The 16,037-nt window shown below is 67.1% G+C and carries 13 protein-coding genes; 1 reads left to right on the forward strand and 12 read right to left on the reverse strand.

Annotation, left to right across the window (positions count from 1 at the left end):
• Positions 1–3: 3 nt before the first annotated feature.
• The 12 genes from ccoG to AC3WOS_RS03715 form a co-directional block, all read right to left on the reverse strand.
• Positions 4–1,392 (reverse strand): cytochrome c oxidase accessory protein CcoG, encoded by a 1,389-nt coding sequence (ccoG, locus tag AC3WOS_RS03660; RefSeq protein ID WP_492714473.1) that lies wholly within the window; start codon positions 1,390–1,392, stop codon positions 4–6.
• 12 nt (positions 1,393–1,404) lie between these two features.
• Complete coding sequence (ccoP, locus tag AC3WOS_RS03665) at positions 1,405–2,376, reverse strand: cytochrome-c oxidase, cbb3-type subunit III (RefSeq protein WP_492714474.1); 972 nt, start codon at positions 2,374–2,376, stop codon at positions 1,405–1,407.
• Positions 2,369–2,536: a cbb3-type cytochrome oxidase subunit 3 gene (locus AC3WOS_RS03670; protein WP_492714475.1), complete on the reverse strand. Its 168-nt coding sequence runs from the start codon at positions 2,534–2,536 to the stop codon at positions 2,369–2,371. Before AC3WOS_RS03670 ends, ccoP begins: the two co-directional genes overlap by 8 nt.
• A gap of 2 nt (positions 2,537–2,538) precedes the next feature.
• Positions 2,539–3,153, reverse strand: a complete 615-nt coding sequence (ccoO, locus tag AC3WOS_RS03675) for a cytochrome-c oxidase, cbb3-type subunit II (RefSeq protein ID WP_492714476.1) — start codon at positions 3,151–3,153, stop codon at positions 2,539–2,541.
• 15 nt (positions 3,154–3,168) lie between these two features.
• Positions 3,169–4,596 (reverse strand): cytochrome-c oxidase, cbb3-type subunit I, encoded by a 1,428-nt coding sequence (ccoN, locus tag AC3WOS_RS03680; RefSeq protein ID WP_492714477.1) that lies wholly within the window; start codon positions 4,594–4,596, stop codon positions 3,169–3,171.
• A gap of 124 nt (positions 4,597–4,720) precedes the next feature.
• Positions 4,721–4,894: a cbb3-type cytochrome oxidase assembly protein CcoS gene (ccoS, locus tag AC3WOS_RS03685; protein WP_492714478.1), complete on the reverse strand. Its 174-nt coding sequence runs from the start codon at positions 4,892–4,894 to the stop codon at positions 4,721–4,723.
• Positions 4,895–4,919: 25 nt separating this feature from the next.
• Complete coding sequence (locus tag AC3WOS_RS03690; RefSeq protein ID WP_492714479.1) at positions 4,920–7,571, reverse strand: heavy metal translocating P-type ATPase; 2,652 nt, start codon at positions 7,569–7,571, stop codon at positions 4,920–4,922.
• A 20-nt stretch (positions 7,572–7,591) separates the two neighbouring features.
• Positions 7,592–8,359 carry a sulfite exporter TauE/SafE family protein gene (locus AC3WOS_RS03695; RefSeq protein WP_492714480.1) on the reverse strand — a complete coding sequence of 256 codons (768 nt, stop codon included), beginning with the start codon at positions 8,357–8,359 and terminating at the stop codon, positions 7,592–7,594.
• 8 nt (positions 8,360–8,367) lie between these two features.
• Positions 8,368–9,822, reverse strand: a complete 1,455-nt coding sequence (gene hemN / locus AC3WOS_RS03700) for an oxygen-independent coproporphyrinogen III oxidase (protein ID WP_492714481.1) — start codon at positions 9,820–9,822, stop codon at positions 8,368–8,370.
• A gap of 48 nt (positions 9,823–9,870) precedes the next feature.
• Positions 9,871–11,532, reverse strand: a complete 1,662-nt coding sequence (locus AC3WOS_RS03705; RefSeq protein WP_492714482.1) for a methyl-accepting chemotaxis protein — start codon at positions 11,530–11,532, stop codon at positions 9,871–9,873.
• 220 nt (positions 11,533–11,752) lie between these two features.
• On the reverse strand, positions 11,753–13,861 hold the full coding sequence (locus AC3WOS_RS03710; RefSeq protein WP_492714483.1) for an EAL domain-containing protein: 2,109 nt from the start codon (positions 13,859–13,861) through the stop codon (positions 11,753–11,755).
• A 280-nt stretch (positions 13,862–14,141) separates the two neighbouring features.
• Positions 14,142–15,077: a DUF808 domain-containing protein gene (locus AC3WOS_RS03715; protein ID WP_492714484.1), complete on the reverse strand. Its 936-nt coding sequence runs from the start codon at positions 15,075–15,077 to the stop codon at positions 14,142–14,144.
• Between the two features lie 179 nt (positions 15,078–15,256).
• On the opposite strand from AC3WOS_RS03715, the gene AC3WOS_RS03720 reads away from it, so the two are divergent.
• Positions 15,257–15,907 (forward strand): LysE family transporter, encoded by a 651-nt coding sequence (locus AC3WOS_RS03720; protein WP_492714485.1) that lies wholly within the window; start codon positions 15,257–15,259, stop codon positions 15,905–15,907.
• Positions 15,908–16,037: the final 130 nt, after the last annotated feature.

A 16,037-nucleotide genomic window follows, 5' to 3' on the forward strand; every position in this document is an offset into this window, starting at 1 on the left:
TCCTTAGCGCGGTACGATGAAGACCGCATGTTCACGGACGTGCAGGCTGGGGTCGTCGATCGCTTCCAGCTCCACGTTGATCTTGTTCGAACCCTTGTGGCCGGCGCCATGCGCGGCGCGCAGGCGGATCGGGTGGGCCAGCGTTTCCGTCGGGCCCACCTTGACGGTGTCGGCCGTCACCTGGCTCAGCTGGTCCATGCCGGACACGCGGATGCGGTAGGTGTGGGCTTGCTCGGTGGTGTTCATGATCTGCAGCCGGTAGACGTTCTCGATCATGCCGTCCTCCACTTCGCGGCCCATGGCGCCGCGGTCGCGGATCACGTCCATCTTGAGCGGAGTGCGCAGCCACAGGGCGGTGCCCACGGCGGCCACGATCAGGCACAGGATGCCGGTGTAGATCAGCACGCGGGGCCGCAGGGCGTGGGCCCGGATCTGGGCCGTCGTGTAATTCTCCGCCATGGCGTGGTCCGTGCTGTAGCGGATTAGGCCGCGCGGCAGGTCGACCTTGTCCATCACGCCGTTGCAGGCGTCGATGCAGGCGGCGCAGCCTATGCATTCATACTGCAGGCCCTTGCGGATGTCGATGCCGGTCGGGCACACCTGGACGCACATGGTGCAGTCGATGCAGTCGCCCAGCTTGCTGGCGTCGGCGTTCTTGCTGCGGGCGCCGCGCGGTTCGCCGCGCTTGGTGTCGTAGGTGATGATGAGGGTGTCGCGGTCGAACATCGAGCTCTGGAAGCGGGCATAGGGGCACATGTATTTGCACACCTGCTCGCGCATCCAGCCCGCGTTGCCGTAGGTGGCGAAGGCGTAGAACACGACCCAGAACCATTCCCACGGACCGAAACTGAGGGTGGTCACTTCCGCCGCCAGTTGCTTGATGGGGGTGAAGTAGCCGACAAAGGTGAAACCGGTCCACAGCGCCAGGGCGCCCCAGACCAGGTGTTTGGTGCTTTTCTTGAGGAATTTCTGCAGCGACGGGCCTTGCTTGTCGAGCAGCATGCGCGAACTGCGCTTGCCTTCGATCTGCCGTTCTATCCACAGGAAGATTTCCGTGTAGACCGTCTGCGGACAGGCGAAGCCGCACCACACCCGCCCGGCCACGGCCGTGGCCAGGAACAGCAGGTAGGCGCAGATGATGAGCAGTGCCGCCAGGTAGATGAAGTCCTGCGGCCACAACACCAGGCCAAAGATGTAGAACTTGCGGGCGGCCAGGTCGAACAGCAGGGCCTGGCGGCCATTCCAGGTCAGCCATGCCGTGCCGTAGAAGGCCAGCTGGGTCAGCCAGACGAAGACCCAGCGCAGGCTGGCATAGCGGCCCTTGGTTTCGCGCGGGTAGATTTCCTCCCGCGCCGCATACATCTTGATTACTTGGGGTTGTGGCGCATTCATCACATGGCTTCTTTACGGCTTGGCGGCAGTGGCTGAGGTGTCGGTATTGGCCGCCACCTCGGCTGTGCCGGGGGTGTTGGACAGGCTCCAGATGTAGGCGGCCAGCACATGGACCTTGCCTTCACCGAGGAACTCGCCAAAGGCCGGCATGGTGTTGTTGCGGCCTTTGCGGATGGTTTCCATGACCGTTTCCAGACTGCCGCCATAGAGCCAGATCTTGTCCGACAGGTTAGGCGTGCCCAGTGCCTGGTTGCCATGCGCGTCTGCGCCGTGGCACGCCATGCAGGCGCCGAACTTGGCCTTGCCGAATACGGCCTTGATGGGGTCGGCCGTGGAACCGGACAGGCTCAGCACGTAGTTTGCCACGTTTTCCACATCCTTGTCCCCGCCCAGGGCCGCACCCATCGGTGGCATCACGCCGTGACGGCCGCCCATGATGGTGGTCTTGATGATGTCGGGCGTGCCGCCGTGCAGCCAGTCCTTGTCCGTCAGGTTGGGGAAGCCTTTGTTGCCGCGGGCATCGGAACCGTGGCACTGGGCGCAGTAGGTCAGGAACAGGCGCTCACCCATGGCGTGTGCCTTGGGATCGGCCGCCACGGCCTTCAGGTCCTGCTTCAGGTACTGGTTGAACAGGGGACCGTAGTCGTTCTCGGCCTGCTTCAGCTCGGCCGCGTGCTGGCTGTGGGACGTCCAGCCCAGCTTGCCGGCGTAGGTGCCCAGGCCCGGATACAGGAACAGGTAGGCCAGGCCGAACACGATGGTGAGATAGAACATGATCATCCACCAGCGCGGCATCGGCGTGTTCAGCTCCGTCAAGTCTTCGTCCCAGATGTGGCCGGTGGTGCCGACCGGGCCGTCATGCTGCTCGGCGGCGTTGGCCTTGATCTTGGACTGCGAGTACAGCAGGATGGCGCAACCGAACACGCCCAGCAGCGTCAGTACGACGATGTAGATGTTCCAGAAACCGCTGGTGAAATCAGACATGGGTATTCTCCTCGTCATCGGCGAACGGCAGCTGGGCCGCGGTCGCGAAATCGGATGCGCGGTGGCCGGCGAAGGTCCACCACAGGATGCCGACGAAGGTGATGAAGGAAATCACCGTCATCACGCTGCTGGCGTGGTCAAAAATGGTATCGAGTGCCATTGCTAGTTCCTCGTCTTGATTACGGTACCCAGGCCTTGCAGGTAGGCGATCAGGGCATCTTCTTCAGTCTTGTCTTTCAGCTCTTCCGGCGCGGCCGCGATTTCCGCCTCGCTGTACGGGTCGCCCAGGCGGCGCAGGGCGCGCATCTTGGGCTGGATTTCCGTCGGATCGAGCTTGTTCTGCGACAGCCACGGGTAGTTCGGCATGTTCGATTCCGGCACCACGTCGCGCGGGTTGTTCAAGTGCGTCTTGTGCCATTCGTCGCTGTAGCGGCCGCCCACGCGGGCCAGGTCGGGCCCGGTGCGCTTGGAACCCCACTGGAACGGACGGTCGTAGACGTATTCGCCGGCCACCGAGTAGTGGCCATAGCGTTCCGTTTCAGCGCGGAACGGGCGGATCATCTGCGAGTGGCAGTTGTAGCAGCCTTCGCGCACATAGATGTCACGGCCGGCCAGGCGCAGCGGGCTGTAGGGCTTGAGGCCCGCCACCGGCTCCGTGGTCGACTTCTGGAAGAACAGGGGGATGATCTCGACCGCGCCGCCCACGCTGACCACCAGCGTGACCAGGGCGATCAGCAGCCAGGGCTTGGTCTCGATCCATTCATGCGTAAATTTCATTTGTCGGCTCCAGTGTTAGGCGTGCTTGGCGGCCAGCGCAGGGATGCGGGCCACGGCCGTTTCGCGGTTGCGCAGCGTCATGTAGGTGTTGTAGCCCATCAGGCACATGCCGGTCAGGTACAGCAGGCCGCCGCCGAAGCGCACCACGTAGTACGGATAGGTGGCCTTGACGCCTTCGACGAAGGTGTAGGTCAGGGTGCCGTCCGGATTGACTGCGCGCCACATCAGGCCCTGCATCACGCCGGCGATCCACATGGCGGCGATGTACAGCACGATGCCGATGGTGGCGACCCAGAAGTGCACGTCGATCAGCTTGGTGCTCCACATCTTCTGCTGGCCGGCCAGGCGCGGCAGCAGGTAGTAGATCGAACCCATGGTGATGAAGCCGACCCAGCCCAGGGCGCCGCCGTGGACGTGGGCGATGCCCCAGTCGGTGTAGTGCGACAGCGAGTTGACGGTCTTGATCGACATCATCGGGCCTTCAAAGGTGGCCATACCGTAGAACGACAGCGAAACGATCATGAACTTCAGGATCGGGTCGGTGCGCAGCTTGTGCCAGGCGCCCGACAGCGTCATGATGCCGTTGATCATGCCGCCCCACGATGGTGCCAGCAGGATCAGCGAGAACACCATGCCCAGCGACTGGGTCCAGTCCGGCAGGGCGGTGTAGTGCAGGTGGTGCGGGCCGGCCCACATATAGGTGAAGATCAGGGCCCAGAAGTGCACGATCGACAGGCGATACGAGTACACAGGGCGCTCAGCTTGCTTGGGGATGAAGTAGTAGACCATGCCCAGGTAGCCTGCCGTCAGGATGAAGCCCACGGCGTTGTGGCCGTACCACCACTGGATCATGGCGTCCTGCACGCCCGAGTAGGCCGAGTAGGACTTGAACAGCGAGGCGGGCATGCTGGCGCCGTTGACGACGTGCAGCAGCGTCACCGCCAGGATGTAGCCGCCGAAGAACCAGTTGGCCACGTAGATGTGCTTGACCTTGCGTGTCATCAGGGTGCCGAAGAACACGATGGCGTAGGCGATCCACACCACGGCGATCAGCAGCGTGATGGGCCATTCCAGCTCAGCGTATTCCTTGCCGCGGGTCAGGCCCAGCGGCAGCGTGACGACGGCGCTCAGGATCACAGCTTGCCAGCCCCAGAACGTGAAGGCGGCCAGTTTGTCGGAGAACAGGCGCACCTGGCAGGTGCGTTGCACGACGTAGTAGGACGTGGCGAACAAGCCACTGATGCCGAAGGCAAAGATGACGGCATTGGTATGGAGCGGGCGTATCCGTCCATAAGTCAGCCAGGGGATGTCCAGGTTCAGAGCTGGCCATGCCAGTTGGGCGGCGATGATGACGCCGACCAGCATGCCCACTATGCCCCAGACTACCGTAGCGATCGCGAACTGCTTCACGATCTTGTAGTTGTAGTTCAGTGCTTGATCCACTTGATGTTCTCCCGAGAACGCTTCGATGATGTGGATCAAAGGGTACGGGGAAGGACTTCAAAAATCTTTGATATGGATCAAAATTGCCCGAACCAACTATTGTGTACGGGGGTACACGCCCCATTTAGCCGGGCGTTTGGTCCTCGGGATGGGGCGGGCGGTCGTCGTCCTGCAGCACGCGCATGCCGGGGCCCACCAGGTCGTCGAACTGGCCATTGTCGGCGGCCCGGAAGAACAGCCACAGGGCGCCGAACACCAGCAGCACGCTGAGGGGGATGAGCAGGTACAGGGCTTCCATGTGAGGCTTTCGACAACGTTGCAGGTCAGGCGCGGCGCAGCCGCACGGCGTTTAGCACCACCACGGCCGAGCTGACGGCCATGCCGGCGCCCGACAGCCAGGGGTTGAGCAGACCCAGCGCGGCGGCCGGGATGGCCACCAGATTGTACAGCGTGGCCCAGGCCAGGTTCTGGCGGATCACGGCCATGGTGGCAGCCGCCGTGCGGGCCGTATCGGCCACGGCCGCCAGCGTACCGGACAGCAGCACGGCGTCGGCTTGGGCCTGGGCCAGGGCCGCACCCGAGCCCATGGCGAACGAGACGTCGGCCGCGCTCAGCACGGCCGCATCGTTGATGCCGTCGCCCACCATGGCCACCACGGCGCCTTGCTGTTGCAATTGCTGCACGCAGGCCAGCTTGTCGGCCGGCAGGCAGCCGCCGCGGGCGTCCGTGATGCCCAGCGCCTCGGCCACGTGGCGGGTCAGGCCGGGCGTGTCGCCGCTCAGCAGCACCACCGTCTTGCCGGTGGCGCGGAAATAGTCGACCGTGGCGCGGGCATCGTCGCGCAGCGCGTCCTGCAGCAGGAAGCAGGCCAGCCAGCCCTGGGAACTGCCCAGGAACACGGCCGTGGTGCCGGGCGCGCCGGCCACCAGCGGCCCGTCGCCGTTGGGCCCGGCCAGTCCCGCCACGAAGGCGGCGTTACCCAAGCGGTAAGCTTGTCCATCCACCATGCCGGCCAGGCCCTGGCCCGGCGTTTCCTCGACGGCCACGGCGCTCCACGGCAGGGGACCGTCGGCCGCCGCCGCCAGCGCGCGGGCCAGCGGGTGGGCGCTGGACGCTTCCAGCGCGGCGGCGATCCGCACGCAGTCGGCGCGGCGGGCGGCGCCGTACAGCAGCACGTCCTGCAGCACGGGCTTGCCCACGGTCAGGGTGCCGGTCTTGTCGAACACGATGTGGGTGGCGCGGTGCAGCGTTTCCAGCGTTTGCGGACCCACGGCCAGCACGCCGCGCCGCAGCAGGCGGTCGCCGGCGGCCGCCAGCGCCGTCGGCGTGGCCAGCGACAGCGCGCAAGGGCAGGACACGACCAGCACGGCAATGGCCACCGGCCAGGCCTGCGCCGGGTCGTACCACGACCAGAAGGCAAAACTGAGCACGGCGAAGACCAGCAGCGCCGTCACGAAATGGGCGGCCGCCTTGTCGGCCCACAGGGCGATGCGGGGCTTGCCCTGGCCGGCCCGTTCCACCAGCCGTATCAGATCCGACAGTGTGCTGTCGCGCGCCGGCCGCGTGACCTGGGCCAGCACGGCGCGGCTGGCGTTGATGGCGCCGCCCGGCACCGCGTCGCCCACCCGCTTGAGCTGGGGCGCGCTCTCTCCCGTCAGCAGCGACACGTCGAACGAGGTGTCGGCGTCGAGCAGCACGCAGTCGGCCGCCACCGCCTCGCCCGGCTTGACGCGGATCACGTCGCCGGCCGCCAGCGCGGCGGCCGGCACCACGGCCGCCTCCTGCCGCTCCGGATAGCCGGTGATGCGGGTGGCCGACGCGGGCAGCGCGTGGTGCAGCCGTTCCAGCGCCCCGGCCGCCTTGCGGCGCGCCTGCAGTTCCAGGTAGCGGCTGCACAGCAGCAGGAAGATGAACATGGTGACGGAGTCGAAATACACTTCGCCCGTGCCGCGCCAGGTGGCCACCACGCTGGCGCCGAAGGCGGCCACGATGCCCAGCGTGACGGGCACGTCCATGCCCGGCATGCGGGCCCGCACGCTGGCCAGCGCACCGCGGTAGAACGGCAGCGCCGAGTAGCAGATGGCCGGCAGCGTCAGCAGCAGGCTGGCCCAGCGCATCAGGGCCGCCATCGAGGCGTCCAGCGTACCGTCGTGGCCGGCCAGGTAGGCCGGCGCCACGTACATCATCACCTGCATCATGGACAGGCCGGCCACGAACAGCTGGCGGCCCAGGGTCTTGACGGCGCGCTGCAGTTGCGCGCCGTGGCGGTCGGCCTCGTAGGGATAGGCCGTGTAGCCCACTTCGCGCACGGCTTGCAGGATCTGGCCCGGCTGGCAGCGCTCCGGGTCCCAGCGCACGTGCAGCGTTTCCGTCGCCACGTTCAGGTTCGCTTCCAGCACGCCGAACTGCTTCTGCAGGCGGCGCTCGATCAGCCAGACGCAGGCGGCGCACCGTATGCCCTCCACCGACAGGGCGGCGGCGCGGCTGTCGGCGCAGTCGGCGAAGCGGGGATCGGCGTTGGTGTAGAGCTGCAGTTCGGGCGGCACCAGCTGCTCGGCGCTGGCGGTGGCGCCGTAGCCGGTGCGGTCGTGATAGTAGGCGCTCTGGCCGATGTCGACGATCGCTTGCGCCACGCTGGCGCAGCCGGGGCAGCACATGGGGCGTGCCACGCCGTCGATCCGTACCGACCAGCGGCCGTCGCGCGGCAGCGGCAGGCCGCAGTGGAAGCAGCCGGCCGGGGTGGCGACCTCGCCGGTGCCCGCGGCCGCATTGGCAACGGCAGCCGCACTGGCAACGGCAGCCGCATAGGCATCGTGGGTGTTCGCGCCCGTACCGGCAAGCGTGCCCGCCTCGGCGCCGGAAGCGCCGTCCGAACGGGCGGCGCCAGCGATGGATGGGATGCCGGGTGCGGTGCTCATGCTTGCCGGGACCTGGTCCGGCCCGGCGCGCAGGCCTGTACTGGCGTCATTGCTCATGCTGGCTGTCCGGCGCAGGTTCATGGATGCCCCGTCAGGCACAGGGCGTCGAGCCAGCCCAGCGAGGCGCCGTGGCTGGCCCGCACCAGGCCCAGCACGCCGAAGCCCAGCACCAGCAAGCCGCAAGCCAGGCGCACGGTGCGCTGCTGCAGGCGGGCCCGCACGCCGGCGCCCATCAGGCCCAGCGTGACGAGCATGGGCAAGGTGCCCAGCCCGAAGGCCAGCATGACGGCCGCGCCGTCCACGGCCGAGCCGCTCAGCAGCGCCGTCAGCAGCACGCTGTAGACCATGCCGCACGGCACCCAGCCCCACAGCCCGCCCAGCGCCAGCGCCTTGAGCTGGCTGTCCATGGGCAGCAGCAGCTTGAGCAGCGGCTGTACGCGGCGCCACAGCAGCTGGCCCGCGCTTTCCAGGTGGGCCAGGCCGCGCCACACGTCCATCAGGTACAGGCCCAGCGCCACCAGCATCAAGTTGGCCAGCCAGTAGAAGGCCAGCTGCAGCGTGGCCAGCCGGGCCAGGCTGGCCGCGCCCTGGGCCAGGCCGCCGGCCAAGGCGCCGGCCACCATGTAGCTGCTGATGCGGCCCGTGTTGTAGGCGGCCACGCGCAGCAGGCGCTGGCTGGCGGGGGCCAGCGCGGCGGCCGGGGTGATGGCGATCACGGCACGCGGCCGGGGAGTGGACGGGGCGGTGGCCGACAGGGCGCCGACGATGCCGCCGCACATGCCGATGCAGTGCACGCTGCCGGCCAGGCCGACGGCGAACACGGACAGGAGGTGCGCCCCGTTCATGATGGTGCTCAGATGGTGCGCGAGAAGCGCAGCGGCTGGCCCGGCTGCGGCTGGGCGCGCGCCATGCGCAGGTGGCGGTCGAACACCATGCAGATGTTACGGATCAGCAGGCGGCCCTTGGGCGTCACGCTCAGCCAGTGCGGTTCCAGCGTGACCAGGCCGTCCTGCTCCAGCGGCGCCAGCGCTTCCAGCTCGGTGGCGAAATAGGTGCGGAAGTCGATCGGGTAGGCTTGCTCGATGGAGTCGATCGACAGCTCGAAATTACACATCAGCATCTGGATGATGATGCGGCGCAGCAGGTCGTCGCTGGTCAGCTTGATGCCGCGCGCCACCGGCAGCTTGCCCTCGTCGAGCTTTTCGTAATAGGCGTCCAGCGTCTTTTCGTTCTGGCTGTAAGTGGCGCCCACGGCGCTGATGGCCGACACGCCGCACGCCACCAGGTCCGATTCCGCATGGGTGGAATAGCCCTGGAAGTTGCGGTGCAGCCGGCCCTGGCGCTGGGCCACGGCCAGGTCGTCCGTGGGCTTGGCGAAGTGGTCCATGCCGATGTAGACGTAGCCGGCCGCGCTCAGGCGGCGGATGCACAGGGCCAGCATGTCGAGCTTGACGGCGGCCGGCGGCAGGTCCGCTTCCAGGATGCGGCGCTGCGGCTTGAACAGGTGCGGCATGTGGGCGTAGTTGTACAGGGCGATGCGGTCCGGGCTGGCCGCGATCACCTGTTCCAGCGTGCGCGCCATGCTCTCCATGTTCTGCTTGGGCAGACCGTAGATCAGGTCGATGCTGATGGAGCGGAAGCCGGCGTCGCGCGCGGCCTGCATGATGGCCAGCGTATCCTCGGCCGGCTGGATGCGGTTGACGGCTTGCTGCACGGCCGGGTCGAAATCCTGCACCCCCAGGCTGATGCGGTTGAAGCCTTGCGAGCGCAGCGACTGCACCCGCTCGCGGCTGACCGTGCGGGGATCGATTTCGATCGAATATTCGCCGATGTCGTCCGGCGCGAACTCGAAGTTGTGGCGCAGGTGGGTCATCAGCTCGTCCATCTGGCGGTCGCTCAGGTAGGTCGGCGTGCCGCCGCCGAAGTGCAGCTGCTCGATGTGGTTCATGCCCGAGAACAACTTGGCCTGCATCTCGATTTCCTGCTTCAGGTAGCTGAGGTAGGTGGCGGCCTTGCTGCGGTCCTTGGTGACGATCTTGTTGCAGGCGCAGTAGTAGCAGATGGTGTCGCAGAACGGGATGTGGATGTAGAGCGACAGGGGACGGCGGCCGCCGCGCATGCGCAGGCCGGCCACCGCCTCCAGGTAGTTGCCGTAGCCGAAATCGTCGCTGAAGCGGTCGGCCGTCGGATACGATGTGTAGCGGGGGCCGGACTGGCTCAGCTTGCTGATGATGTCAGCGTCGAATTGCACCGTGGGGAAATACGCGACGCTGGACGTCGCGCTGGCTTCGGTATGGGACATGGTCATTTCTGTTTAACGGTGCAATGGGTGCAATAAGGGCAAAGGTACAAGGGTTCAGGCCGCCAGGCGCTTGAAGGCGCCGTTCTGGTGTGGCGCGGCCGCGGCCGGCCGGCCGCCGCGTTTCGGCCGCAGCGCGTGGCCGAAGTTGAACAGGCTGACGGCCTGGGTCAGGCCCGTCGCTTCCTGGGCCAGGCTGGCGGCGGCGGCGGCCGCCTCCTCCACCAGGGCCGCGTTCTGCTGGGTCACCTGGTCGAGGTGGGCGATGGCCGCGTTGACCTGGTCCACGCCGATGCTCTGCTCGCGCGAAGCGATGGAAATGTCCTGCATGATGGCCGTCACCTGCTGCACCGACTTGACCACCTGCTCCATGGTGGAGCCGGCCCGGTGCACCTGCACCATGCCGGCGCTGACCTTGCCGACCGACATGTCGATCAGGTTCTTGATGTCCTTGGCGGCCGTGGCGCTGCGCTGGGCCAGGTTGCGCACCTCGCCGGCCACGACGGCGAAGCCGCGGCCCTGCTCGCCGGCCCGGGCCGCCTCGACGGCCGCGTTCAGGGCCAGGATGTTGGTCTGGAAGGCGATGCCCTCGATCAGGCTGATGATGTCGACGATCTTCTTGGACGAGCTGTTGATGTCGTCCATGGTGGCAATCACGTCGGCCACGATCACGCCACCTTCCTGGGCCACGTTGGAGGCGTTGACGGCCAGCGCGTTCGCTTCCACGGAATTGTCGGCGTTCTGCTTGACGGTGGCGGCGAACTGCTCGACGCTGGACGCCGTCTCTTCCAGGCTGGCGGCCTGGGCTTCCGTGCGGCCCGACAGGTCGGCATTGCCGGCCGCGATCTGGCGCGTGGCCACGGCCATCGTTTCCACATTCATGCGCACGTCGCGGATGGTGGCGATCAGGTTGCTGTTCATTTGCTGCAGGGCGCGCAGCAGCTGGCCCACCTCGTCGGTGGACTTGGTGTCGAAACGGGCCGACAGGTCGCCGGCGGCAATGGCGCGGGCGCCCTGCAGGGCCCGGTTCAGCGGTTGCAGCATGCCGGTGCGCAGGGTGTACCACAGGAACACGTTGATCAGCAGGCCGATGAAGGTGGCGCCGAAGATGCCGTAGCTGAGGACGGTGTTACGGCCGTCCGAGCCCATCAGGCTGGCCAGGCAGACGCCGGCCAGCAGCGTGTTGACGAGACTGGTGCAGGCCCAGATGCGCATGGCCAGCGACACATGGCTCAAACGGGCCAGCAGGCCGCGCAGGCCGGGCTGCACCACCTCGCCGTGGCGTATCGTGAGGCCGGGCTGGTCCTTGGGCTGCTGGCGGATGGCGCGGTAGGCCTGTTCCGCCTTGGCCACCTGGCCCTGCTCGGCGCGCACCCGCACCGACATGTAGCCGATGGTGCGGCCGGCGTCGCGGATGGGGGTGATGTTGGCCTTGACCCAGTAGTAGTCGCCATTCTTGCAGCGGTTCTTGACCAGGCCGGTCCATGGATAGCCGGCCTTGATGGCGCGCCACAGGTCGGCGAATGCTTCGGGCGGCATGTCCGGGTGGCGCACGATATTTTGCGGCGAACCGACCAGTTCCTCGGACGTGTAGCCGCTCACTTCGCAGAAATACGGGTTGACGTAGGTGATGTTGCCGTCCAAATCTGTCTTGGACACGATGGCGTGGTCGTCCAGGACTTCCTGTTCGCGGTCGGTGACGGGCAGGTTGGTGCGCATGACGGCTATCTCCAAGGAAAAAAGTCTATTCTTGCTCTATCGCAAGGTATGACGTCAAGTGTACGGAGTCGGACTCGCAAATTTATTGATATAGATCAAAAATCTCCAGATTCGGATGGGGTAGCCGGTACCCCCGCCGGCGGGCCGCCGGCCCTGCCGCCATGCGGGGCGCGCCATGTTTTCAGGGAGTAATCCGGGCCGGGGCGGGCGCCCCGTCCGCTCAGTCGCTGCCGGCCAGCAGCGGCCGTAGCTGGCCGACCGCGTAACCTTGGGCATAATCGACGCCGATGTCGCGTACTTGCGCGAGGATGAGGTCATTTTCCACATATTCGGCCACCGTGCGGATGCCCATCACGTGCCCCACTTCGTTGATGGCCTTGACCATGGCGCGATTGATGGCGTTGGTGGCCAGGTCGCGCACGAAGATGCCGTCGATCTTCAGGAAGTCCACCGGCAAGGACTTCAGGTAGGCGAAGGAGGACAGGCCGCTGCCGAAATCGTCGAGCGAGAAGCAGCAGCCCAGCCGCTTGAGCTTGTGCATGAAATCTTGTGCTTTCGGCAAATTGCCGATGGCCGCCGTTTCCGTGATCTCGAAACAGATCTGTTCCGGTGCGATGTCGTACTGGCTGAATTGCTCGACGATGTAGTCATGCAGCGCGTCGTCGCCGATCGAGGTGCCCGACAGGTTGATGGCGTACTGGGCCGGGTGGCGCTGGCGGCTGTCGATGTAAGCCTGGGGCAAGTCCAGGCTGTCGCGCAGGCTCTGGATGTGGCGGCACACGGAGCGTATCACCCAGCGGTCGATGTCGAGCATCATGTCGTAGCGTTCGGCGGCCGGGATGAAGGCGCCGGGCAGGATCAGGTCGCCCTTGGGGCCCAGGATGCGGATCAGCACCTCGTCGTGCGGCTTGCCTTCGGCCGTCAGGCTGACGATGGGCTGGGCGTACAGGCGGAAGCGCTGCTGCTCGAACGCCTCGCTCAGGCGCGACACCCACAGCATTTCGCCGTGGCGCTGGGTCAGCCGCAAATCCGATTCCTGGTACTGGTGGACCCGGTTGCGGCCCCGTTCTTTGGCCAGGTAGCAAGCCTGGTCGGCCGCCACCAGCAGTTCGCTCAGGGACTTGCTGTTCTCGTTCACTTCCACCACGCCGATGCTCACGCCCAGCTCGAAGCTGCGGTTTTCCCACACGAAGCGGAAGCCCTTGACGGACTGGCGCAAGTCTTCCGCCACGTGCATGGCCTGGGCCGGCGGACAGTGGGGCAGCAGCACGCCCAGCTCGTCGCCGCCGAGCCGGGCCAGGATGTCGGAATCGCGCATCTGGGTCTGCAGCAGCTTGGCCAGCAGTTGCAGCAGCAGGTCGCCGGCGCCGTGGCCGCAAGTGTCGTTGACCACCTTGAACTGGTCCAGGTCCAGGTACAGCAGGGCGTGCACGTGGCCCTCCTCCTTGGCGCTGCGCAGGGCGGCGGCCACCTGGGACTCGAACTCGCTGCGGTTGATGAGGCCGGTCAAGGCGTCGTGCGTGGCCTGCCAGCTGAGCTGGCGGCTCAGCCGCCGTTCGTGGCTCACGTCGCGGAACACGACCACGGCGCCCAGCAGTTCGTTCTCGTCCGACCAGATGGGGGCGGCCGATTCCTCGACGGCGATGTGGCGTCCTTCGCGCGTGACGAGCTGGCTGTTGGACGTCACGCTGACGGTCTGGCGCAGCCGCAGGCATTTCAGGGCCACATGCTCGCCGACCGCACCCTGCTCCTCGTCCACCAGGCGCAAGGTGGTGCCGATGTCCACGCCCTGGGCCTGTTCGCTGGTCCAGCCCGTCAACTGCTCGGCCACCCGGTTCAGGTACAGGGTGTGGCCTTGGGCGTCGGTCGTGATGACGCCCTCGCCGATCGAGCGCAGCGTGACCTCGGCCAGTTCGCGCTGGCGCGCCGTGTGCCGCGCCTCGGACTTGCGGCGCGAGATGTCCCACATCATGCCCAGCGTGCCGCGCGCGTGGCGCTCCGGCGTGAACGTGATCCTGGCCTTGGCGGCCAGCCAGTGCTGGGTGGCGTCCGGCCACACGACGCGAAATTCCAGTTCATAGCCGTCACCCCGGTCCACCCCGGCCTGCATGGTGCGCAGCACGGCGTCGCGGTCGGCCGGGTGCACGGTGGCGAGAAAGTCGGAGAAGGGCTGGGCCAGGTCGTCCGGCGCCAGCCCCAGCAGCGCCGCGCCGGGCGCGATCCAGTTGACGGTGCTGTCCATGACGCTGCCGTCGTGTAACTCCGAATCCCAGATGGTCATTTGCGCCGCTTCCAGCGCCAATCCTAGTCTTGCTTCCAGCGTGTCCATGGCATGCTCCCCACAGCGGCGGCCTGGTCGGCGCCATATGCGCCCGCTCCTTTCGACCGGCTGTCGCCTATGGATTTGACAGCGACAACGGCACCAGGTTCCGTCCACAGGCGGTCGGCAGGCGATACCGCCGGCCCGGCGCGCCGGTTTCCTGCGCACGAGGCGAGCCGTTGTTCCAAATTTCGTCCAGCGGCGGCCTGGCACGCCCGGCAATGTGCCGCCGCCTGGCGCCGTGCTTGTCTGCGCACGAGGCAACGGCCGGCATGCCGTCCGTGCGGACTCAGCGGCCGGGCAGCAGCCGGCGCAAGCGGGCCGCCACTCCGGCCAGAACCAGGGCGGCGGCGCCGGCCACCACCCCTGCCAGACCGTTCAGTACAGCCGGCGTGACGGCCGCCAGCAAGGCGCCGGCCAGCGGCACCAGGCCGGCCGCGCGGGCCGCCGCTTCCATCATGATATGACTGCCCGGCACACCATGCAACAGGATGCCGCCGCCCACCATGAACATGGCCAGCGTGCCGGCCACGGACAGCAGCTTCATCAGTTTGGGGGCGGCCGCCAGCAGCACGGCGCCCAGCGCCCGCAGGGCGGCGCCGCCGCGCCGGCTCAGGTACAGGCCGGCGTCGTCGAGCTTGACGATGGCCGCCACGATGCCATACACGCCCACCGTCATCAGCACGGCCACCCCGGCCAGCACGGCCACCTGCTGGCCGAACGGGGCGCCGGCCACCGTGCCCAGCGCGATGACGATGATCTCGGCCGACAGGATGAAGTCGGTACGCACGGCGCCGGCGATCTTGTCGCGCTCCAGGGCCACCAGGTCGACGTCGGGATCGCTGACGGCGTCGGCCAGTTCACCCAGGTGCTGGTCGTGCTCGGCCGGATGCAGATAGCCGTGGGCCAGCTTTTCGAAACCTTCGTAGCACAGGTAGGCGCCGCCGGCCATCAGCAGCGGCGTCACGGCCCACGGCGCCAGCGCGCTGATGGCCAGCGCGGCCGGCACCAGGATCGCCTTGTTGCGCAGCGAACCGCGCGCCACGGCCCATACCACGGGCAGTTCGCGCTCGGCCTGCACGCCCGACACTTGCTGGGCGTTGAGGGCCAGGTCGTCGCCCAGCACGCCGGCCGTCTTCTTGGCCGCCACCTTGCTCATCAGGGCCACGTCGTCGAGGATGGCCGCGATGTCGTCGATCAGGGCCAGCAGGCTGGAGCCGGCCATGTCAGCGGCCCTCCGTGGGGGAAATGGTCAGTGTCGTGTTGCGCATGGCGGGGCTCCGGGATGAAAGTCTGGCAATCTTACCTCAGCCGGGGCGGGCAGCGGACGGCCAACGCCGCTACAATGTCCGTTACCGCGCGGCGCGTTGCCGGCGCGGCCAGAACCTTGGACGGAAAAACACCATGAGCTTTGCCACCTGGATCACGTTTGTCATCGCCGCCTCCATCATCGCCGTCTCGCCCGGATCGGGCGCCGTGCTGTCGATGTCGCACGGGCTGTCGTATGGGGTGCGCAAGACCAGCGGCACCATCCTGGGCCTGCAGGCCGGGCTGCTGCTGGTGCTGTTCATCGCCGGCGCCGGGGTCGGCTCGCTGCTGCTGGCGTCCGAAATCGCCTTCAACGTGGTCAAGACGGTGGGCGCGCTGTACCTGATCTACCTGGGCCTGAGCCAGTGGCGCGCCAAGGTCAGCGTGGAGGCGGCCGCCGTCGCGGCGCAGCCCGTGGCCGTGGTGCCGTCGCTGCGCAAGCGGGTGCTGACCGGCTTCCTGACCAATGCCACCAACCCCAAGGGCATCATCTTCATGGTGGCCGTGCTGCCGCAGTTCATCGCGCGCGGCGCGCCCGTGCTGCCGCAGCTGCTGATCCTGGCCGCCACCATGTGCACCATCGACCTGATCGTGATGCACAGCTACGCCTTCCTCGCCTCGTCCATGCAGCGCTTCTTCCGCGATGCGCGCGCCGTGCGCAAGCAGAACCGCTTCTTCGGCGGCCTGCTGATGGCCGTCGGCACGGCCCTGTTCTTCGTCAAGCGCGGCGCGGCGGCGACGGCGTAAACGCCTGATGCCGGCGACCGGACTAACGAATGTGCAAACATTTGTAACCCCGGTAGTCGGCAACGGCTGTGCAGCGTTAAATAATAACGATAAACAGGCGTGCCGCCCATGCCGGCGGCCGTCATACGCT

Source organism: Rugamonas sp. FW305-51, assembly GCF_058786935.1.